Source organism: Polynucleobacter sp. Latsch14-2 (assembly GCF_018881925.1).
GTDB lineage: Bacteria > Pseudomonadota > Gammaproteobacteria > Burkholderiales > Burkholderiaceae > Polynucleobacter.
This window is the reverse complement of sequence record NZ_JACVPL010000014.1, coordinates 1-20,621: the sequence shown is the minus strand read 5'-3', so window position 1 is coordinate 20,621 and position 20,621 is coordinate 1. Positions and strand designations below refer to the sequence as shown.

Sequence of the window (20,621 nt, the reverse complement as noted above, 5' to 3'; positions counted from 1 at the left end):
GACCTAGAAATTCATTGTGGCCGAAAGCTGTGGGCCAGCATTTAAATACTTAGTTACACCCATTTGTGATTTCAGATCAAAATACATTGCGCGATAAGCCAAGGTGATGTCACCCCAAGAGTAAGCATTGCCTACGCCAAGCGAGGTTTGCCAAGTAGTGTTATTACCTCCAGGGCCTTTACCAGCATCTGCATAGAATGGCACAAACCAAGAAGTATTTGAAATACGAGCGCGTCCTTTAAAACCAATTACAGGATCAGTAGTTTGATTGGTAAATGAACGACTAGCGGAGGAAGAATGCACAACGCTACCATCAACAAAAATCTCATCACTAGAATTAATAGTGGTCGTAGAGGTGATGTAGCGAGCACCGGCCAATCCATCTAAATATAGCGCTGGTGAGTTGTAGGCCGTATAGGTTCCGGCAACAGTCAACATGGTTTGAGTCATCTTGCCATTAGCGCCAGCATAGACAGAGTCTCTAGTGTGCGGAATATAACCTGCGCCATTACCGCCCATTTGCCAGTAAACCAAATCCGCCATCAAACCCCAATTACCTTTATGTGCTTCGCCAGTTAACATTGCCATAGAACCAGCGCTACTAATATTGTCGCTAATGGATGTTTCAGATGACTTAGTCAATCTACCAACGGATGTCGTAGTCCAGCTTGCGGGAGCCCATGCAGAAATCGCTCCAGAAAAACGCCAATCATCACTCACTTTTGGCATTGGATTGATTGTCTGGGCTTGTGCAGTGATTCCAATAAGCAATAGGGCTGCGACAACAAGGGATTTAATAGATTGAGTATTGGTTTTCACATTCATTGGGATTGGGTCCAAATCCAAAATTATACTAAGTTGATAAGCAACAATAATTGTATATGGATTAAGGTTTATCTCTAGTTAGATGCATTGTTTTTTTAAGAGCGGTGAATCTAGAGACCTAAAAAGCGTGGAAGCGCAGAGAATTGGGCAGAGATGCCAAGTTTGCGCGCACTGTCGACCCGGATTTGGCAATCAGATAGATGACGCCTTAGGCCTGCAAATGATTTCCATTCGACTAGAAAAGGACCTCATCGAGCCCTGCAAACTCTTGGGTACAAAATATGACATGGGCTACCAACCCCTCATGCGTGAAGCCTTAAAACGCTTCATCGATGGGGAATTCAAAATGATAGCTAGCGAAGCTTTAGAAAAACAAAAAACCAATAAACAAAAGACTGGTAAAAAAATGGCAAAGGCAGCCTAGCTTGGCAGGCAGTTCATATAGAAACGCTTGATTTCTGGATCGCAGCGCACATCTTTTGGCTCGATGGGTCGCTCTAGAGAAATGCCCTCTATCGAGGTGCAGCGGCTGAGCGCTACATACACCTGCCCTGATGCGAAGGCTCCCGATGAAAGATCTACCTTAACCTTATCTAGGGTCTTGCCTTGGCTTTTATGGATCGTGACGGCCCAGGCCAGCATCAAGGGAATCTGCTCGTAAGTACCAATAATGCTGGGCGAGATCTTGCCGGACATCATGTCGTGGTCATAACGATAAGATTCCCACTGGTGACCGCTGACCTCAACAGTGTTTGAATAAGGGCCATTCTTTACCAACACCTTCACCTTATCACCCAACAATTCCCGGACCACACCAATCGTTCCATTCACCCACCGTTTCGGAAAGTTGCTATCAGTAGCTGTAAACATCACTTTGGCGCCGACCTTTAAAACTAAGTTCGCCGATGATGGCAAATTGCGCTCATCAATGTTGAACTTACCCGTGGTTTTCCCTGAATAGGTTTTGACTTCAGTTGTAAGAGCCCGAAGACCCGCGCCATTAATCTGATCCGCTCTAGCATTTGTTGTTGTTAGGGTAATGGTTTGTTCATCGACTTCTTTTTGCATTTCATAGCACTGGGCATTTAAAGTGTCGAGCGCCTCATCAATATCTTGGTTAATCCGTATTCGGTTTAATAGGCTAGCGAAGTGCTCATCTTTTTGACGGAAGATTTTGGAGAGCTCCACCATCGTGACATCCTTGCGATGCAAGGCCATTGCGCAAAAGAAATATGGCCCTTCGTAGCCGCGCTGCGCAAGCACTTCCATATCACCCCTGGATACTACGGGAGGAAGTTGAAATAGATCACCTACAAACATCACCTGAATACCGCCAAAAGGTTTGCCTTTTTGTGGACCGTTCTCGCGCAGAAATAAATCCATCGCATCGATCACATCAGCTCTCACCATCGATATCTCATCAACAATAAGTAAGCGAATATCTTTATATAAACGCTTATCCTTAAGTGGCTTGATATCTTCCTCAGGAAAAATCAAACGGGGAGGCAATCTAAAAAAGGAGTGAATCGTGACACCTTTAACCTGCAATGCAGCCACACCGGTAGGCGCAACGACGACAACATTACCAGGAATATGCTCTCGCAAGTAGCCAATCAGCGTGGTCTTGCCAGTACCTGCTTTGCCACTCACAAAAATGTAGGGATCGTGACGCTCAATGGCATCGATCACTGCCTGATAGTCAGGAGTGATTTCTATTTCAGAGGAGATTGAGGCTGGCAATTCAGTCATGCGCGTGAAAACTATACCCTAAGAAAAAGTAGATAGTTATAGCTCTTTCTGGATAAATAAAAAGGCTCCAAATTGGAGCCTAAAACGCCAAACAAATGGGGCGAACGACGGGGCTCGAACCCGCGACAACCAGAATCACAATCTGGGACTCTACCAACTGAGCTACGTCCGCCATCGTAGATCCAAGATTATAGCTTTTACGCCAAAACCCTGTCAAAAACCCTTAATCCAAGGGCCCAGTTAAGCGCCCTCAAACTCAAAAGCCGCCCAATCCCCAAGAGTTAGGGAGGCATCTAGAAAGAAGTCTGCAATGGCTGCCTTACTCTGCACCTTAGCTAGAGCGTGGTGATCCGAGAGGCGTTGGCGCCAGTAGCGTGACCCAGCCCTACCGTGAGCCAAGCCCAAGATATGACGAGTAAATGCACCAATATAGAAAGGCTTCCCTTTTTCTCTACACTCATCAAACCAGGACTGCACCTGCTTGACCAATCCAATCTGAATCCGATGCCACTCGGTTTCACTAAAGAGATAGCCGGCTGCCTCACCATCGGTATCGATCAAATCATCCCAACCCAAAAGCATTACCGGAAAGTGATAAGCCGCCCTGCCAACCATAAATCCATCAAAGTCATCCCAATGACCTGCAATCTGCTCATTTGTCTCTAGTCCGCCATTCAGTAACACCTTGAGGTTGGGAAAATGTTTTTGCGCATCAAGTCTGAGTTTGGCGGCTACCTCATAACGCAGGGGTGGCTTACTACGATTCTCTTTGGGCGATAACCCTTTCAGCACCGCATTGCGTGCATGAATAGTAACTTGGCTTGCACCCGCATCAGCTACCGCAAGGATGAAGTTCAAGGCAAATTGATAATCTTGTTCTGAATGGGCTGCATCCATTGAGTCCAGACCAAGACGATGCTTGACTGAAATTGGAATATCAACTGCAGCCTTCATGGCTTTGACACAATCAGCAACTAAGGTCGGTTCAGCCATCAAACAAGCGCCAAAGGCACCGCGCTGGACGCGCTCAGATGGGCAACCACAATTAAGATCAATCTCATCGTAGCCCCACTGCTGTGCAAGTTGCGCAGACTTTGCCAAATCAGATGGCTCTGATCCACCCAATTGCAGCACTACTGGATGCTGGTCTTGGGAATAATCTAAATGGCGCGGTACATCCCCATGAATCAGTGCCCCCGTAGTCACCATCTCGGTATAGAGCACCGCTTCTTTGGTAAGCGTGCGATGAAAGGAGCGGCAATGACGGTCTGTCCACTCCATCATTGGTGCAGTGCACAATCTCTTCTTTTTCTTGTTTTCCACAGGCACTTTTTATCAATAATTTATTACTGTTTATTTTAGTGTGTTTTGGCTAGAAGCCAAATAAAACGTGATGTCTAGAGCTTTTAAGAGAAATGGCTGCTAAAAGCAAAAGGTCTCACGAAAAACTCAAGCCACACTAATTATTTAAACATTTCTAAAAACTATCAGAGAAATTTGCCCTAAATTTGTCCTAAATTCATCGTACTTTTTTGATCATTAAAGCGGCTGCTGTCGACCTAAGCGGCCATCCAAAAACGTTTCATCTCTGGAAGGTCTTGCATGCCTCGCTCATATCCAAACTTAATAGCAGGCTCCATAATTTCAGGGTCCACAACACTCATGGTTTTTCTACCGGGCAGCATGCCGACCACCACCAGCTTAGTTTTTGTTCCACCAGCCTCTAAATCTTTTACTTCCTGCAAAATCGTATTAGGCAAATGATTTAAACGAAGCCCCTCTTTTTCTTGCTCAATTGTGTCCGCCAAAGCAACGACTAACGCCCTCTTAGAGCCAGCCACAATATCGCAGTGGGTTTCTGTCGAGCCAATACTGCCATCCATGCAGATACGATCTTTTACCCAGGTCGGCCCCGTTACACCTGGAGCAGATGCACTCGCCGCACAAGCGGTAATGACGGAGACTCCAGAATCAGGTGCAATTACTAAGCGCTCAGCGGTATAGCAATCAATCGTAGTGATATACATTTTTGGGGGGATATTTTTCATATCACCCAAAAACACTTTGATATTAGTTTGAAATTTCTCAGAAGGGATGGATTTTGCCGCCATTGCTGCGTGCCCAATAGCCTGAATAGTGACCGGGCTTCCATCTTTAGCATCGATACCCATCTTCATCACCCGTTCTTGGCTAGGCAAGAACTTTTTAGTTGGCACTAGCTTTGCCATGATCTTAGGGTAGTCAGCTAAAAGATTAAATTCGGCAGAAAATAAGTCTAGGCGTCCTCCTAATAAAGCGCTACCCAATACCGCACCAGCAGATGTACCAACCACAATATCAGCTAAACGCAGATCAATGCCGTTGGTCAGCATCGCATGAAAGTAGCCCACCAAGAATGAGCTCATATATTCAGAGCCACCACCTAAAACAATAGCCCTGTCCTTGCCTTTGCCTGGCGGGTTTTTATAGGGAATGGGATGAGCCAAACCATCATGCCAATTGGCGGTAGTTGCCGCTACTTCTTTTGCCTCTAATTTTTTAACCTCAGCAATTGTTTTCTGAGAAAGATTTTGGTTTTGAGCAAAAGCCTGTGTACCAGCAATACTAACTACACCAACAGCAGAAGTTTTTAAGAAGGTACGGCGTGATGATTTAGACATGCTTATGCCTTTCCTGGAATATTGGTTTTATAGATCTGATTTTGAACTTGTAGTGGTATTGGCTGGCTTTCGGATGCTGGAATCATTACCTCTATATAAGATGCCCCATTAAATGTATTAGCTTTTTCAATCGCTGCATCTAACTCAGCCACCGTGGCAACTCTTGCGCTAAACCAATCATCGCAACCCATTGCGCCTGGAATTTGGTAGTAATTCCACTTAGCTAGCTCATCGTATGAAGGTCCCACTTCACTGAGCACATTCTCAACGCCAAAAATATTGTTATTGAGCACAAAAATGATAGGTTTAATGCCGAAGCGCCCCATCACTCCTATTTCATTGGCTGTTAACTGATGAGACCCATCCCCCGTTACTAGAATGGTTCTGCCCTTTTTATTGGCCATGCAAATACCTTCTGCAGCTGGTGTTGCCCAACCAATCGAGCCCCATAAAGTCTGAGTTTGGAAGCCAACACCTTCAGGCAATAGCATCGGGGTGGCATGCATAACGCATGTGCCCGTTTCCACAACTAATACGTCACCTGACTTCAGAATTTTTTGCAGGCGCGGATAAAAATTATCCGATGAGGTTGGATCTGTGGGGGCTCCCACTAAAGGCATAACCGACTGTGAACTCTTGCCAAATACAGAGCTGGAGCCAACTTTCTTAACTAGGCCATCAAGCATATCACCCAACATAACGCCAGTAAAAATAGTATTACCCATTCGAACAAATTGATCACCTAAAGTGATCATCTTTGAAGCAGCAATATTGTCAGTCCAAAACGTAGTGTTGAAATCCTCAAAAACTACGCCGCCAATATCCAATACAAGATCTGCACCCTCAATAATCCCTTTTAAATTGGCTGGACTTGAGCCCATTCCACTATAGATCCCCAAGTAGCTAGGATGGGACTCTGAAATAACACCCTTATCCATTGGTGTAGTTGCAAAAGGGATGCGGGACTTCTCTAAGAAACTAAGTAGAGCGCTTAATAAACCATAATTTGCAACAAACTGGGTTGGCAAGGCTACAGTGTTTTTACTTGTCTGTATTTTCTCAATGACAAAATCAAGCGCCGCCTCTAATGAGTCCGGATCACTTTGAGCCCTTTTAATCTTGCCTAGAGGGACGCCTTTTACGGGATTACCAATGATCGGCATTCTGCCCAAGTCCATGGGCACTGATATATACGCTGGCGCACTTAATCGCAAAGCCTCGCGAATCACTCTCTCCATCTCATCAACAACGTTGTCTGGCGTTAAATTAGACGATACACAACAGGCCGATTCCGATGCCGCCTTAAAGTTATTGAAGACACCATCACCCAAGGTGTGATGGGTAATAAGCCCCTGTCGTTGAATTTGCGTACTAGGCGCCCCAACAATATGAAAGACTGGAAGGCGCTGCGCTTTAGCCCCCATTACCCCATTAAGAGCACTGAGCTCGCCCACCCCATAGGTAGTCGACAAAATGGATACGCCATTAATCCGAGCATAACCATCGGCAGCATAGGCAGCATTTAATTCATTGGCGCACACAATCCACTGAAGTCGATCACAAGATTCAATTGCATCATCAAAGGGAAAAGAATAGTCGCCAGGTACGCCAAAAACTCGATCGATACCCAAATCCGCTAAACGATTAACGACATATTCAGCGACTGTAAACGTGGTGGATGCCATGAATCTTCCCAATAATTTAAAGATATTTGGGTATTTTAAGGGAGCAAGCAATTAATCCAAAAAGTCTCTTATTGGCCGAAAGCAACCCCTAATGAAGACTGAAAACTAAGGCATTTTTTAGCTTACTTGGAATGCTAATATGCCAAATTACACCAACCAATCCTAACTAGGGACTTATGATGCATTTTAATAACACCGTAAGCTTTTTCAACACCGCTTGGATGCGAGGTGTTTACCTAACGATTGCCACCCTTTTTATTTCTTTAAGCCTGAATATCTCAGCGCAAGCTCAAGAAAAGCCTGAAGTTAAATATGCTCAGGTTGGTGATGTGAAATTAGCCTACTACCTAAAAGGTAAGGGCGATCCTATGATTCTAATTATGGGTTATGCAGCCACCATGAGCGCCTGGGACCCCGTTCTTCTTGAGGAGTTGGCAAAGAATAATCAACTCATCATTTTTGATAATCGCGGCGCTGGACTGTCTACTGATACCAAAGAAAACAATACAACTATTCCTCAGATGGCAGATGATGCCGCAGGTTTAGTAAAGGCACTGGGCTTCAAAAAAGTAAACGTATTCTCATGGTCAATGGGTGCACGAATTGGACAACAGCTTGTCATCAGACACCCAGATTTAGTTAGTAAAGCCATTCTATGCGCCCCAAATCCAGGCGGAAAATATCAGATTGCCATTTCTAAAAAGGTTGGGGAGGAGCTAAATAATCCAAGTCTATCCCCGATGGAGAACTTCGAGTTATTGTTCCCAATTACGCCAGAAGGTAAAGCGGCTGCCAAGGTTGTATATGAAAGGTTTATGGCGGCAAAAGCCGCAGGAGCCATCCCTGATGATTTCATCGTCTCTAAAGAAACCAAGGAGCGCCAAGTTCGTGCTCGAATAACCCTTTGGAATGCCGATAATCAGAATTACAAGGATTTAAAGAACATTAAGGTGCCAGTGCTAGTTGCAGACGGTCGTGAAGACATCATCGACAATCCTAAAAACTCGGTTGTTATTGCCGATCAAATTCCTTTTGCTTGGTTGGCTTTTTATGAAGGTGGTCATGCATTCTTATTCCAAAGTTATAAGAAGCTTTCTGAAACTGTGAATATATTCCTACAAAAAGACTAACCAACTAGGCATGCATTACCTACCCCAAAGCCACTCAATGAGTGGCTTTTTCATAAATACACTCTTAACCAATAGAGCCCCTTAATGGCCGATAACCGCCCTGGCTAGTTTGATAAAAATTTCATATGGCGCTTAGATATAAGACATTTTTCACCAAAATATGGCATTAAATTTTTGTCCTAAATTTGTCCTAAATTGGTTTTTAAAAAGTTAGAGCCTTGATCTATATGGCTCAGATGGCTATATCGCCCCCATCCATCATTGGTGCAGTGCACAATCTCTTCTTTTTCTTGTTTTCCACAGACACTTTTTATCAATAATTTATTACTGATTATTTTAGTTTGTTTTAAAAAAGTTGAGACTATCGACTTTATTAATTAACTAACAAGCAAGCCTTTTTGCTCAAGGAATTTAATAATTTCATTTAATCCATCACCTAATTTAACGCTGCCCATGATGAAGGGTCTTTCACCTCGCATCTTTTTAGCATCTGATTCCATGATTGGAAGTGAAGCCCCAACGTATGGCGCAAGGTCAGTTTTATTAATCACTAATAAATCAGAACGAGTAATTCCAGGACCGCCCTTACGAGGAATTTTCTCCCCTCCAGCAACATCAATTACATAAATCGTCAGATCGGAAAGTTCTGGACTAAAGGTTGCTGCTAAATTATCGCCACCTGATTCTATAAAGATAATATCAACGTCAGGAAACTGCTTTTGCATGCGATCTACTGCTTCTAAATTAATTGAAGCATCTTCTCGAATAGCGGTATGTGGGCATCCACCCGTCTCTACCCCCATGATTCGCTCTGGCTCTAGTGCACCGGCAACAGTAAGCAAGCGTTGATCTTCTTTAGTGTAAATATCATTGGTAATGACCACTAAGTCATATTTAGCACGCATTGCTTTACAAAGCATCTCAAGCAAAGTTGTCTTACCTGAACCAACAGGGCCGCCAATGCCAACTCTTAAGGGAGGATTTTTTTTAGTTCTCATAATTTCTTTTTTTACGAACGGAATAATCGAGAGTACTGCGTCTCATGTCTTGAAGATAGGATTGCCAACATGGGTGAAAAATTATCCACCATTGATAATCCTGAATTTGCCCTTTGTTCTGCCTCATGAACCATTTCAGGCACAAGCAAGCGGATCTTTGTTAAAGCTTGTTGTCCCGCAACCTGACCTAATGGAATTGCTTTCAAAGAAGCGGCAACTTGATTCTCTATCCAAGAAAATGCATAAGCTGCAAGCCCGTTTTTTGCCTGTATATTGAGATAAAAAGATGCATAGCTATGGGCCGTCAACAATGATAAAGGTTTGATTGCAGATAATTGAGTGAGGCATTCACCACCCCAACCCAAAGACTGAGCAATTTGCAATAAAGACCAACCCATCTGCTCAGTTTCTGATCTGAGCTCTGAGGTTTCGCGACTGGCTAAGAAATAGTCGTTCAGATTATGAACTGAATCAACATCATTTTTAGCCCATGTCTCGTAACTGAGAAGCCAAAGTGGGGCTTCAGATCTAGCAAAGACTCCTAGAAATACATCTTTTATCCATGTTTCTGCAGTAGAGGCATCGTTTACTATGCCGGAATCAATGGCGGCCTCTAAGCCCTGAGAATAGCTGTATCCACCGATCGGCAATGCTGGTGATGCCAACTGCATCAATGCAGTGATTTCGTTTAGATCAATGCTCATGTGAATGGTCATGATCAGCGTGATGATGGTGGGAGCAACCGGGTCCATGAACATGTGGCTTCTCATGTTCGGCATACACTTTTTGAGCTAAGGCATAGTCACTATCAAATGTCTCGGCATGACTATGTCGATGCCCTCCGCCATAAGCCCCAGTTTCAGGCTCAAATGGCGCCAATTCATGTATAGCCTCTAAGCCCAAATGCCCAATCATTACCTCAAGCACTGAGTCAGGTTCAATGCGTAAAAAACCTTTGCCGAGTTGAGTTGGGATATGGCGATTTCCAAGGTGATATGCCGCCTTCATTAACTGATGGGCGTCGTTAGAGGCGATCGTAACTACCTGCTGATTAGCAGCAGAAACTTTAATCATTGAGCCATCATCTGCAACTAAAATATCCCCATCGACAAGCACATTACCTCTAGGTAGAAAAAAGTGTACCTCACGACCATCGGAAAGCATTTCTGAAAAACGGCTTTTATTGCGTACCTCAAATGGCAACTTTAGTTCGAGTGCTCTAGCAATGACTGCCTTGGCTAAGCCCTGTCCTTTGGGGATAATTTTCTCAACGCGGATTGGTTCTGACATTATTTTTCCTAGAATAAGAAATATCGTTGAGCCATTGGTAATACTTTTGCTGGCTCACAAGTTAATAGTTCGCCATTTGCTATCACTTGGTAGGTTTCTGGATCTACGGAGATATTTGGCTGCCAATCGTTGTGGACCATATCTGCCTTGGTGATAGATCGACAATTCTTTACCACCTCAACTTGCTTCTCTAATCCGTAAGCATCGCGAATATTGGCATTCATAGCCGATTGAGAAATAAAAGTTAACGAACTATGACGAATCCCCTGGCCTATGCCCGCAAACATATTGCGGTAATGAACGGGCTGCGGCGTTGGAATAGATGCATTTGGATCGCCCATAGCCGCTGCCGCAATAGATCCTCCTTTTAGTATCAACGAAGGTTTCACGCCGAAGAAGGCAGGCTTCCAAAATACTAAATCCGCATACTTACCCACCTCAATAGATCCAACAACATGAGAAATGCCATGGGTAATGGCAGGATTAATGGTGTACTTAGAGATGTAACGCTTGACTCGGAAGTTATCGTGACGGGTTGTATCACCCGGAAGCAAACCACGCTGTACTTTCATCTTGTCAGCAGTTTGCCAGGTACGAATAATCACTTCACCCACACGACCCATCGCTTGAGAATCTGATGAAAGCATCGAGAATGCGCCTAAGTCATGCAAGATATCCTCAGCAGCGATTGTTTCACGACGAATGCGCGATTCTGCAAAGGCAATATCTTCAGCGATAGATGCATCAAGATGATGGCATACCATCAGCATATCCAAATGCTCATCTAATGTATTAACCGTAAATGGTCTGGTGGGGTTAGTTGAGGATGGCAAGACATTGGATTCCCCGCAAGCGCGAATAATGTCTGGGGCATGACCACCTCCAGCACCCTCGGTATGGTAAGTGTGAATGGTTCTACCTTTAAAGGCTGCCAAGGTTGTTTCAACAAAACCGGATTCATTCAGAGTATCTGTATGAATGGCCACTTGGGTGTCTGTATCGTCAGCCACACCTAAACAACAATCGATTGCGGCAGGAGTGGTGCCCCAGTCTTCATGCAACTTCAGTCCAATTGCCCCAGCGTCCACTTGTTCACGCAATCCACCCGGCAAACTTGCATTGCCCTTGCCTAGCAAACCAATATTCATTGGATAAGCATCAATAGATTGCAACATTCTCTGAATATGCCAAGGACCAGGAGTGCAAGTCGTTGCAAAAGTTCCTGTTGCAGGCCCAGTGCCACCACCAATCATAGTGGTCACGCCAGACATTAATGCTTCTTCAATTTGCTGCGGGCATATGAAGTGGATATGCGTATCTATTCCACCCGCAGTCACAATCATCCCCTCACCCGCAATGATTTCAGTACCAGGACCAATAACAGAAGTAATACCAGGCTGAATGTCGGGATTGCCTGCTTTACCAATATTTGAAATGCGCCCATTTTTAATCGAAATATCAGCCTTAACGATTCCCCAATGGTCAATGATCACAGCATTAGTGATCACAGTATCAGCACAGTCTTTTGATTCGCGTTGACTTTGACCCATACCATCACGAATCACTTTGCCGCCACCAAACTTCACTTCCTCACCATAAACGGTGAAATCTTTTTCAACCTCAATCATGAGGCCGGTATCAGCCAGCCTCAGGCGATCACCAGTAGTGGGCCCAAACATCTCTGCATAGGCTTGACGACTAACCTTAGCCATTACACCACTCCCATAATTCGGCCAGCAAAGCCATAAATTTTCTTATCGCCAGCCACCTCTACAAGCTCAATAGTGCGCTTTTGGCCTGGCTCAAAACGCACAGCAGTGCCTGCAACAATATTTAATCGCATGCCCTTCGTTTTATCGCGATCAAATAACAGGGCATCATTTACTTCAAAGAAGTGAAAATGGGAACCGATTTGAATAGGACGATCGCCGCTATTAGAGACTTCAATTGAAAGTGTTTTTCGGCCAACATTCAACTCAATATCTCCAGGCTCTACAAACATCTGCCCTGGAATAAAGCGTTGGCTATTTGCACTTGATGGTGTACTCATGTCGATGCTCCGCCAAGCAGTGCAAAGGAAAGCTGACTGATTAATACCCAGCCGTATATAACACTAGCAAATCCAGTCACTCTTGCAAAGATCGCCGTCTTGTCCCTAAGGAGCTTGACCAATAGAGCGCCTGATAAATGCAAGATCCCTGTCGCCAAAATCAAGCCGGCCATATCTTGTGCTACCAAGGAGGCTCCAAGGGATCCATTTGAAAATAATGCAGCGTGGGCAAACCCATGAAATACTCCAAAACAGCCGATTAAGGAGAGGATTGCATTATTGGAGTATTGGCGCTGTACAAGCAACAATAATCCCATTGCAATTACAGAAGTAGCGATTCCAAATTCAAAGATATTAAGGGGTAAATTACCTAGGCCAGAAAATACCCCAAGACACATGCCTAGTATAAAAACACAAGGCCCAAGCCAGATTTTTTTTAGCATGAAAGCACTCCAAAATCCTACGAGCACGATAACTAAAAAATGATCAAAGCCACTAAATGGATGCATTAGGCCCGATAGAAAACTAACCGAAGTTTCATGTCCTGGGTGGGCATAAACCAAATTTGAAGATAGAGCCCCAATCAATCCAGTAAAAACTAACGATATTTTTTTCATATGAAGATTCATTTTTATTATTCCTAAACAATCGGATTATGAACTGTGACTAATTTTGTTCCATCGGGGAATGTTGCCTCAATCTGAATATCTTGAATCATTTCTGGTACCCCTTCCATTACATCTTCGCGACCTAGTATCGTTTGTCCTTCGTGCATCAGTTGTGCGACAGTTTTGCCATCGCGAGCACCCTCCATAATCGCAGCGCTAATTAAAGCGACAGATTCCGGATAGTTCAACTTGAGGCCTCGAGCCTTTCTTCGCTCCGCTAGGAGTGCTGCTGTGAATATTAGTAATTTATCTTTTTCGCGTGGAGTTAATTCCATATCTCACCTATAACAATCCTAAGAAGCCCAAAGCCGTAATGGCTGAGCTGGCACACCATGAATGATTGGTCTTAATTTGGACCAAACATCAATCATAAAATTTCTAGCCATCTCAATATCTATCGAGACAGCACGCACTATTACTATCCCTTGCGGCATTAACGTTACACCGGCTCTTATTGAATTGGTCCACGGCATCATTTCAGAAAGGTTTTCCGCTAAATGATTGGAGCACTGAGGTCCTAGTGCCAATAAAGTTGCACATACGGGCCATGAACCCAATTGAGGCAGTGACTTTGAATATGGATCCTCGGCATCAATATGGCCATTTTCAATCCAAATTAACTGTCCATCCCGACGTATTTCATTCAATAGATGTATATGCCCGCTTGACCACTCCTCTCCAGAGGCGTGACGGCCCAGCATTAAGGCATCCCAACCAATAAAGGAAGCACTAGCCGGAAGATTTAGCTTGGTAATAAGGTTCGAGTTTGCGCCCTTGAAAAAAAGATTCTCTTGGGGTAGCCAATCTAATTTGGCATTCTCACCAAGCTCAAATTGAACATTTTGGGTCGCAGGATTTTTAAATGATTTGTACCATTTAGTGGCACTTGGAGTGGATAGGACTACATGACTACCTTTGCCAACTGCAACCTGGATATCTAAAGTATCACCCCCTGCGATGCCTGCTGGCGGGTGAATGATGACTGTGTGACAGATATCGTCGCCTTCTGGGTACAAGGCTTTCTGGACTCGCAGTGGTCCCTCATGCAAACTTTTCTTAAGGACAGTACCAATGGGGGTGCGCTCATAAGATAGGCTCAGCTTAGCCATCCAATTAGGGCTTAGAGACCTGAATAGCTGCTTTACTGCGTTATCTGGAGCCAAAAACATGTGGTTAAACCATTTCAGTGAATTCAGCATCCACTTTAAACCGAAATCATCTCCTGAACACCATTCAGATCCATATCAGCACCTTTGCCTTGCGCGACGACTTCACCGCGGCGCATCACAATATAGTTATCTGAGAGCTCTTTTGCAAAATCGTAATACTGCTCTACCAATAAAACAGTGATACCCATCTCATCAACTAATTTACGAAGACAGCGCCCAATATCCTGAATGATAGATGGCTGGATACCCTCGGTAGGCTCATCCAAAATGATCAACTCTGGCTGAGACATCAATGCACGCCCAATTGCTAACTGCTGTTGTTGACCTCCTGATAAATCACCGCCCCGACGCGCCTTCATATCCGACAGAATTGGAAATAGCTCGTAGATATATCCAGGGATATTTTTTGGGCTTGAGAATTTTGCTGCCCCAATGAGCAGGTTTTCTTCGACCGTGAGTCTTGGGAAAATTTCTCGGCCCTGTGGAACATAAGCAAATCCACCCTCTACCCGAGACCATGGGGGTAGATTAGCCAATTCTTTTCCACCCCAAGCAATCGAGCCAGTCTTTACTTTAACTACACCCATGAGAGATTTGAGCAAAGTAGTTTTACCAACGCCATTTCGCCCAAGCAAACTAGTTAGTTGACCCTTAGGGACTTCAAAATTCACATTACGCAAAATATGGCTTCCGCCATAATATTGATTGAGATCTTTGACGATTAGCATGATTAACGTCCTAAATACGATTCAATTACGCGTTCATCACGCTTCACTTCATCCAAAGTGCCTTCAGCTAGAACTGAACCTTCAGCCAATACGGTAACCTTACCTTTTGGGCCAGCTAAAGCAGCAACAAATTCCATATCATGCTCAACTACCATCATCGAGCACTGACCACGCAATGAATTTAAAAGCTCAGCCAAGCGCATAGTTTCCTCATCTGTCATCCCTGCAACGGGTTCATCAAGCAACAACAGCTTGGGCTGCTGCATTAAAAGCATACCAATCTCTAAGCGCTGCTTTTGACCATGCGATAGAAGGCCGGCTTGACGATAAGCCTCTGATTCAAGCTGAGTCAGGGCCAGCACAGCCTCCATTAGTTGGCGTCCTTCAATATCCACTTTAGCAATCAAGGAGTGATGCCATGATTTATCTCCAGCCATCGCCAATTCAAGATTCTCCCAAACCGGATGTTGCTCAAATACCGTGGGCTTTTGGAATTTTCGACCCACCCCAATCTGAGCAATTTGTGGCTCGTTCATCGTCATCAGATCAATGGTCGAACCTAAATAGACAGAGCCATCAATATCGGCAATGTTAGAGCGAGTTTTACCAGTAATGACATCCATTAAGGTTGTCTTACCAGCGCCATTGGGCCCAATCACACAGCGCAGTTCGCCGACATCAATCGTTAATGACAATTTATTAATGGCCTGAAAGCCATCAAAATTGACCGACAAATCTTCTACATAGAGGATTCCAGTATGAGAAGTATCGATTCCCTTTTCAAGAAAGTGAGCGCTCATTTTGACCCACCCTTCTTAACCAAGAATTTGTGATAGATACCCAGCAATCCATTTGGTAGAAATAAGGTCACTAATACAAACATCATTCCTAGGAAAAACAGCCAATATTCTGCAAAGTTAGTGGTAAAGAAACTCTTAGCCCCGCTCACAGCAAAAGCGCCAATAATTGGGCCTAGCAAGGTGCCGCGACCACCTACCGCAACCCAGATCGCCATCTCAATCGAATTGGTTGGAGACATCTCTCCAGGATTAATAATGCCAACCTGCGGAACAAATAAGGCTCCAGCAATGGCGCATAAGATGGCAGATAGAACCCAAATGAAGAGCTTGTAACCCAAAGGGTTGTAACCACAGAACATCAGACGAGATTCTGCATCCCGTACCGCCGTAATCACCCTTCCCATTTTTGAGGTCACCAGGGCTCGGCAAAGAATAAAGCTGCCTAACAGGACTAAGAAAGTAACAATAAAAAGCGTGACTCGAGTACTTGGGGCACTGATGGAGTAACCCAATATCCGCTTAAAGTCCGTGAAACCATTATTGCCACCAAACCCTGTTTCATTTCTGAAAAAAAGAAGCATGGCGGCGTATGTTAAGGCTTGAGTAATGATCGAGAAGTAAACCCCTTTAATTCTGGATCGGAAAGCAAAATATCCAAAGATCCAAGAAATAACCCCCGGCACCAGAATTAACATTAACAACATCCACCAAAAATGCTCACTGCCCTTCCAAAACCAAGGCAATTCTTTCCAGTCTAAGAAAACCATAAAGTCAGGCAATTCACTTTTATAGACGCCCTCTGTGCCAATCTGACGCATCAGGTACATACCCATGATGTATCCACCAATGGCAAAAAATAAGCCATGGCCTAAACTCAAAATTCCACAATAGCCCCAAACTAAATCCAGTGCTAATGCCGCAATGGCAAAACACATGATCTTACCAATCAAGCTTAGCGCATAGGCGGACATAAAAAACATACTTGTCTCTGGCACCACCAAGGAGAATATCGGCACCCCAATTAATACACAAAGCGTCAATGCAACCAAGGCAATATAAGCGCGCCTACTAAGAATCGATTCCCGCTCAGGAACCTTTAAGCTAAAGCTTGAAGAAGGGGCAAGTTTTTTAATATCCATAATTAATCAACGCTCCTGCCTTTTAACGCGAAGAGGCCTTGGGGACGTCTTTGAATAAAGATAATGATGAATATCAGGATGGCAATCTTAGCCAGTACAGCGCCAATGAAAGGCTCAAGTAACTTGCTTGTGATGCCCAGCCCAAATGCACCATAAATAGTGCCCGCAAGCTGACCAACGCCACCTAGGACAACTACCATGAAAGAATCAACAATATAGCTTTGGCCCAAGTCAGGTCCAACATTACCAATCTGAGAAAGAGCAACGCCTCCTAAGCCTGCAATACCAGCACCAAATGCAAAGGCATACATATCCACCCGAATTGTTTTGACACCCACGCACGCGGCCATAGTGCGATTCTGTGTAACTGCTCTAACGAAAAGCCCTAGACGAGTTTTATTCAGAACTAGCCAAGTGACGATCACTACTGCAATCGCAAAAGCAAAAATAATGATGCGGTTATAAGGTACAACCAAATTAGGTAATACCTGCATAGCACCAGACATCCAAATTGGGTTAGCGACCTCAACGTTTTGTGCCCCAAAAATAGTCCTTGTCATCTGGATCATGAGCAAGCTTACGCCAAATGTAGCTAGCAAGGTTTCCAAGGGGCGACCGTACAAAAATTTGATCACCGTTCTTTCGATCAATATGCCAACGAGTGCTGCAGATAAAAAGGCTACCGGTAAGGCAAATAATAAATACCAGTCCAAATAACCTGGTGCATATTGCCTAAAAAATCCTTGTACAACATAAGTTGCGTAAGCACCGACCATCAGGAACTCACCATGCGCCATGTTAATGACCCCAATTAAGCCGTAAGTAATGGCCAAGCCAAGAGCGCAAAGCAATAGGACACTTCCATAACTTAAACCAGCAATCACATTACCAAGAATTTCGCCACTAAACTCCGATTTCTTAATTTTGGCTATCGCTTTTTCAGCTGCCTCCTGCACTGGACCGCCCTCTTTTGCTAAAGGCGCCAGTAATGCAGCAACCTGCGGATCACCACTATCACCAAGTAGCTCGATAGCTTTTAATTTGGATTCTTGGTTATCAGATTGCAAAGCTAGAAGGGCCCAAAGCTTTTCTACTTTTGGCTTTAGTGCGGGATCCTGCTCAGAAATAAGCAATTTTTCTACTAGAGGAAAGGTATCTGGCTCAGGATCTTTAATTAACGCATCTATAGCCTTTGCGCGAATCTGAGGATCTGTGGACGCTAACTGTAAACCCAGCAATGCGTTATCTACTTTACCGCGCAATTGATTATTCAAAACTACATCTTGCAGCTCTTCTGACTTTACAGAAGCAGCTTGTCCGGTCAAAGGATCGATATGCTGATCGCCTTTTTGAATGACAACACCCTGTGGCGACAAGAAAAGACTTTCAGAACTTAAAGCCTGAAGAATGTCTAATGCCTCAGGGCTACCCTCTTTCGATAGGCTCTGAACAACCTTAACTTTGGCGTCAAAGTTATCAGTAAATAGGGGCTTTAAATCTCCAACGCTAATTTTTGCAAAAGTAATCCCGCAAGCAAAAATACAAATAGCCGAAAAGATTAGTTTTGAAAAAAATGGGAATTTCATAAATAAGTTTTGAAAGCCCTCCCTCAAATGAGGGAGGGAAATCCTATTGAAAATTACTGTACTGAATCAGGCTTGCCTGCATTACCGTCGATGTACTGACTCCAAGGCTTAGCTGGAATAGCTGTAGGAGTTTTGTAAATCACATTGAACTGGCCATCCGCCTTGATCTCGCCGATCATAACTGGCTTAGATAAATGGTGATTAGCGCCCATCACTTCAAGATAACCACTTGGAGTGTTGAGTTTTTGGCCAATCATTGCTTTACGCACAGCATCAACATCAGTAGTTCCTGCTTTTTCAACGGCCGCTTTCCACATCAAGATACCAGTACGGCTTGCTTCCATTGGGTCATCAGTCAAAGGCTTGCTTGCGCCTGGAAGTTTCTTCTCGGTAGAGTAAGCTGCCCATTGTTTTTTCCATTCGTCGTTAATTGGATTCTTAATGGACATGAAGTAGTTCCATGCGGCTAGCTGACCAACCAAGGGCTTGGTATCAACACCGCGTAGCTCTTCCTCGCCAACAGAAAATGCTACTACTGGAACATCTTTAGCTTTTAAGCCAGCATTACCCAACTCTTTATAGAAAGGAACGTTTGAGTCGCCATTAATGGTAGATACAACCGCAGTCTTACCGCCCTGGGAGAATTTCTTTATATTGGCAACAATAGTCTGGTAATCAGAGAAACCAAATGGTGTGTAAGTTTCTTGAATATCATCATCCTTTACGCCCTTTGAATGCAAGAAAGCGCGCAAGATTTTATTTGTAGTGCGTGGGTAGACATAGTCAGTTCCCAAGAGAACCCAGCGCTTAGCGCCACCACCTTCTTTGCTCATTAGGTACTCAACGGCTGGAATAGCCTGCTGGTTTGGTGCAGCACCGGTATAGAACACATTACGAGACATTTCTTCGCCCTCGTACTGCACGGGATAAAAGAGCAAGCCATTGAGTTCTTCAAAGACCGGCAATACAGATTTACGTGAGACAGAAGTCCAGCAACCAAAAACAACCGAAACCTTATCTTTAGTTAAGAGCTGTCGCGCCTTCTCTGCAAATAATGGCCAATTTGAGGCTGGGTCAACGACTACTGGTTCAAGCTTGCGACCTAAAACACCACCACTCTTGTTAATCTGATCAATCACCATCAAATCCATATCTTTTAGTGATGTTTCAGAAATTGCCATGGTTCCAGACAAGGAATGCAAAATACCGACCTTAATTGGTTCTTTGCTTTGAGCTATTGCTAAATGACTAAAGCCTGCAAAACTTAAAGCCGCTGCTAATGCTGATAACTTCAAAATTGATCTACGTTTCATCTCTCACCTCTTGAGTAAATTAATCAGATGGGCACACATACCTACCGCCTGAAATGATTAGAGGATGTTTCAAGATGGTGCAAATAAAAGAAATCACTACCATGGGGCTTATGCACCAAGAAAGTGCCATTAATTCCCAAAATACGCGCTAAATAGCGGTCTTTGAATGCGGGTAATTAAAAACTACCCCGAAGTGTGGTCCACAAGAGAGTCATTTGTAACGCCAGCCCTCATACAACCAGAAAGATGAAATGTCATAGATACGTTCTGAAATAAATTTAACTACAGCACAATTTCATTTTGTACGCGAATAAAAAGAGATATTCCTTGATGTTGACTAAAAAAGTAAGATTGGCATTTGCCCTAAATTTACCCTAAATTGGTTTTTTTAGAGCAGCATCCTTTATATGTATGGCTCAAATAACTATATCGCTCCCATCCATCATGGGAGCTACCGCTAATCTTTTCTTTTTTTGAGTTTCCACAGACACTTTTAATCAATAATTTATTACTGATTATTTTAGTGTGTTTTGGCTAGAAGCCACAAAAAGCCTGATCTCTAGAACCTTCAAGATAAATGTTTATGCAAAAAAAAATGAATCACGAATAACTCAAGGAACACTAATTATTTATGCATCTCTAAAAACTATCAGAGAAATTTGTCCTAAATTCATCATACTTTTGATCATTAAAGCGACTGCTTTCGACCTTGAATTCAACCGATCGATGCAACACACTACAAACTGCGTAAGCAAAAGGAGTGTTGCTCATGAAACAACGACCTCGAATCTATTACACGGCCACCCAGAAGGCTTTAATGTGGGAGCGGTG

20 protein-coding genes and 1 tRNA gene are annotated in these 20,621 nt (G+C 43.9%); 2 read left to right on the top strand and 19 right to left on the bottom strand.

What is annotated here, in order from left to right:
• Positions 1-3: 3 nt before the first annotated feature.
• A complete protein-coding gene (locus ICN46_RS10530) occupies positions 4-840 on the bottom strand; it encodes a hypothetical protein (protein WP_216208481.1) in 837 nt (278 codons plus the stop codon).
• A 205-nt stretch (positions 841-1,045) separates the two neighbouring features.
• On the opposite strand from ICN46_RS10530, the gene ICN46_RS10525 reads away from it, so the two are divergent.
• A complete protein-coding gene (locus ICN46_RS10525; RefSeq protein WP_216208478.1) occupies positions 1,046-1,249 on the top strand; it encodes a hypothetical protein in 204 nt (67 codons plus the stop codon).
• Here ICN46_RS10525 and ICN46_RS12110 read toward each other — a convergent pair.
• The 5 genes from ICN46_RS12110 to ICN46_RS10500 form a co-directional block, all read right to left on the bottom strand.
• A complete protein-coding gene (locus tag ICN46_RS12110; protein ID WP_216208476.1) occupies positions 1,246-2,574 on the bottom strand; it encodes an ATP-dependent DNA helicase in 1,329 nt (442 codons plus the stop codon). The genes ICN46_RS10525 and ICN46_RS12110 overlap by 4 nt on opposite strands.
• Positions 2,575-2,670: 96 nt before the next feature.
• A tRNA-His gene (locus tag ICN46_RS10515) sits at positions 2,671-2,746 on the bottom strand.
• Positions 2,747-2,814: 68 nt separating this feature from the next.
• On the bottom strand, positions 2,815-3,897 hold the full coding sequence (gene dusA, locus ICN46_RS10510) for a tRNA dihydrouridine(20/20a) synthase DusA (RefSeq protein WP_370625540.1): 1,083 nt from the start codon (positions 3,895-3,897) through the stop codon (positions 2,815-2,817).
• Positions 3,898-4,133: 236 nt separating this feature from the next.
• On the bottom strand, positions 4,134-5,234 hold the full coding sequence (locus ICN46_RS10505; protein WP_216208470.1) for a patatin-like phospholipase family protein: 1,101 nt from the start codon (positions 5,232-5,234) through the stop codon (positions 4,134-4,136).
• Positions 5,235-5,236: 2 nt separating this feature from the next.
• Positions 5,237-6,919: an alpha-keto acid decarboxylase family protein gene (locus ICN46_RS10500; RefSeq protein WP_216208468.1), complete on the bottom strand. Its 1,683-nt coding sequence runs from the start codon at positions 6,917-6,919 to the stop codon at positions 5,237-5,239.
• Positions 6,920-7,098: 179 nt separating this feature from the next.
• Between ICN46_RS10500 and ICN46_RS10495 the strand changes: the two genes are divergently transcribed.
• Entirely contained in the window at positions 7,099-8,049 is a 951-nt protein-coding gene (locus tag ICN46_RS10495) for an alpha/beta fold hydrolase (protein ID WP_216208466.1), read from the top strand.
• A gap of 377 nt (positions 8,050-8,426) precedes the next feature.
• Here the strand turns inward: ICN46_RS10495 and ureG are convergent, their stop codons facing one another.
• The 13 genes from ureG to urtA form a co-directional block, all read right to left on the bottom strand.
• Positions 8,427-9,047, bottom strand: coding sequence for an urease accessory protein UreG (gene ureG / locus ICN46_RS10490; protein ID WP_216208463.1), 621 nt, complete (start codon positions 9,045-9,047; stop codon positions 8,427-8,429).
• 11 nt (positions 9,048-9,058) lie between these two features.
• On the bottom strand, positions 9,059-9,751 hold the full coding sequence (locus ICN46_RS10485; RefSeq protein ID WP_216208545.1) for an urease accessory protein UreF: 693 nt from the start codon (positions 9,749-9,751) through the stop codon (positions 9,059-9,061).
• On the bottom strand, positions 9,741-10,337 hold the full coding sequence (ureE, locus tag ICN46_RS10480; RefSeq protein WP_216208460.1) for an urease accessory protein UreE: 597 nt from the start codon (positions 10,335-10,337) through the stop codon (positions 9,741-9,743). Before ureE ends, ICN46_RS10485 begins: the two co-directional genes overlap by 11 nt.
• 8 nt (positions 10,338-10,345) lie before the next feature.
• Complete coding sequence (ureC, locus tag ICN46_RS10475) at positions 10,346-12,049, bottom strand: urease subunit alpha (RefSeq protein WP_216208457.1); 1,704 nt, start codon at positions 12,047-12,049, stop codon at positions 10,346-10,348.
• Positions 12,049-12,387 carry an urease subunit beta gene (locus tag ICN46_RS10470; protein WP_216208453.1) on the bottom strand — a complete coding sequence of 113 codons (339 nt, stop codon included), beginning with the start codon at positions 12,385-12,387 and terminating at the stop codon, positions 12,049-12,051. Before ICN46_RS10470 ends, ureC begins: the two co-directional genes overlap by 1 nt.
• Positions 12,384-13,004 (bottom strand): HupE/UreJ family protein, encoded by a 621-nt coding sequence (locus ICN46_RS10465; RefSeq protein ID WP_216208451.1) that lies wholly within the window; start codon positions 13,002-13,004, stop codon positions 12,384-12,386. The genes ICN46_RS10470 and ICN46_RS10465 overlap by 4 nt, the downstream gene beginning before the upstream one ends.
• A gap of 23 nt (positions 13,005-13,027) precedes the next feature.
• The gene (locus ICN46_RS10460; protein WP_011903036.1) at positions 13,028-13,330 is read right to left on the bottom strand and encodes an urease subunit gamma; all 303 of its coding nucleotides are present in this window, start codon (positions 13,328-13,330) and stop codon (positions 13,028-13,030) included.
• An 18-nt stretch (positions 13,331-13,348) separates the two neighbouring features.
• The gene (locus ICN46_RS10455) at positions 13,349-14,164 is read right to left on the bottom strand and encodes an urease accessory protein UreD (RefSeq protein WP_223245967.1); all 816 of its coding nucleotides are present in this window, start codon (positions 14,162-14,164) and stop codon (positions 13,349-13,351) included.
• A gap of 95 nt (positions 14,165-14,259) precedes the next feature.
• Positions 14,260-14,952, bottom strand: coding sequence for an urea ABC transporter ATP-binding subunit UrtE (gene urtE, locus ICN46_RS10450; RefSeq protein ID WP_216208445.1), 693 nt, complete (start codon positions 14,950-14,952; stop codon positions 14,260-14,262).
• A gap of 2 nt (positions 14,953-14,954) precedes the next feature.
• Positions 14,955-15,752, bottom strand: a complete 798-nt coding sequence (gene urtD / locus ICN46_RS10445; RefSeq protein ID WP_216208442.1) for an urea ABC transporter ATP-binding protein UrtD — start codon at positions 15,750-15,752, stop codon at positions 14,955-14,957.
• A complete protein-coding gene (gene urtC / locus ICN46_RS10440) occupies positions 15,749-16,891 on the bottom strand; it encodes an urea ABC transporter permease subunit UrtC (protein ID WP_216208439.1) in 1,143 nt (380 codons plus the stop codon). The genes urtD and urtC overlap by 4 nt, the downstream gene beginning before the upstream one ends.
• 2 nt (positions 16,892-16,893) lie before the next feature.
• Positions 16,894-18,477, bottom strand: a complete 1,584-nt coding sequence (urtB, locus tag ICN46_RS10435; RefSeq protein WP_216208436.1) for an urea ABC transporter permease subunit UrtB — start codon at positions 18,475-18,477, stop codon at positions 16,894-16,896.
• Positions 18,478-18,530: 53 nt separating this feature from the next.
• Positions 18,531-19,790, bottom strand: a complete 1,260-nt coding sequence (gene urtA, locus ICN46_RS10430; RefSeq protein WP_216208433.1) for an urea ABC transporter substrate-binding protein — start codon at positions 19,788-19,790, stop codon at positions 18,531-18,533.
• Between the last annotated feature and the right edge of the window lie 831 nt (positions 19,791-20,621).

Coding starts and splice junctions, on each gene's coding strand:
- ICN46_RS10505 (WP_216208470.1), bottom strand. CDS start 5,234: ATGTCTAAATCATCACGCCGTACCTTCTTAAAAACTTCTGCTGTTGGT.
- urtE (WP_216208445.1), bottom strand. CDS start 14,952: ATGCTAATCGTCAAAGATCTCAATCAATATTATGGCGGAAGCCATATT.
- ICN46_RS10460 (WP_011903036.1), bottom strand. CDS start 13,330: ATGGAATTAACTCCACGCGAAAAAGATAAATTACTAATATTCACAGCA.
- ICN46_RS10455 (WP_223245967.1), bottom strand. CDS start 14,164: ATGGCTAAGCTGAGCCTATCTTATGAGCGCACCCCCATTGGTACTGTC.
- ICN46_RS10525 (WP_216208478.1), top strand. CDS start 1,046: ATGATTTCCATTCGACTAGAAAAGGACCTCATCGAGCCCTGCAAACTC.
- ureC (WP_216208457.1), bottom strand. CDS start 12,049: ATGGCTAAGGTTAGTCGTCAAGCCTATGCAGAGATGTTTGGGCCCACT.
- ICN46_RS10495 (WP_216208466.1), top strand. CDS start 7,099: ATGCATTTTAATAACACCGTAAGCTTTTTCAACACCGCTTGGATGCGA.
- urtB (WP_216208436.1), bottom strand. CDS start 18,477: ATGAAATTCCCATTTTTTTCAAAACTAATCTTTTCGGCTATTTGTATT.
- ICN46_RS12110 (WP_216208476.1), bottom strand. CDS start 2,574: ATGACTGAATTGCCAGCCTCAATCTCCTCTGAAATAGAAATCACTCCT.
- ICN46_RS10465 (WP_216208451.1), bottom strand. CDS start 13,004: ATGAAAAAAATATCGTTAGTTTTTACTGGATTGATTGGGGCTCTATCT.
- ICN46_RS10485 (WP_216208545.1), bottom strand. CDS start 9,751: ATGAGCATTGATCTAAACGAAATCACTGCATTGATGCAGTTGGCATCA.
- ICN46_RS10500 (WP_216208468.1), bottom strand. CDS start 6,919: ATGGCATCCACCACGTTTACAGTCGCTGAATATGTCGTTAATCGTTTA.
- ureG (WP_216208463.1), bottom strand. CDS start 9,047: ATGAGAACTAAAAAAAATCCTCCCTTAAGAGTTGGCATTGGCGGCCCT.
- ICN46_RS10470 (WP_216208453.1), bottom strand. CDS start 12,387: ATGAGTACACCATCAAGTGCAAATAGCCAACGCTTTATTCCAGGGCAG.
- urtD (WP_216208442.1), bottom strand. CDS start 15,752: ATGAGCGCTCACTTTCTTGAAAAGGGAATCGATACTTCTCATACTGGA.
- urtC (WP_216208439.1), bottom strand. CDS start 16,891: ATGGATATTAAAAAACTTGCCCCTTCTTCAAGCTTTAGCTTAAAGGTT.
- urtA (WP_216208433.1), bottom strand. CDS start 19,790: ATGAAACGTAGATCAATTTTGAAGTTATCAGCATTAGCAGCGGCTTTA.
- ureE (WP_216208460.1), bottom strand. CDS start 10,337: ATGTCAGAACCAATCCGCGTTGAGAAAATTATCCCCAAAGGACAGGGC.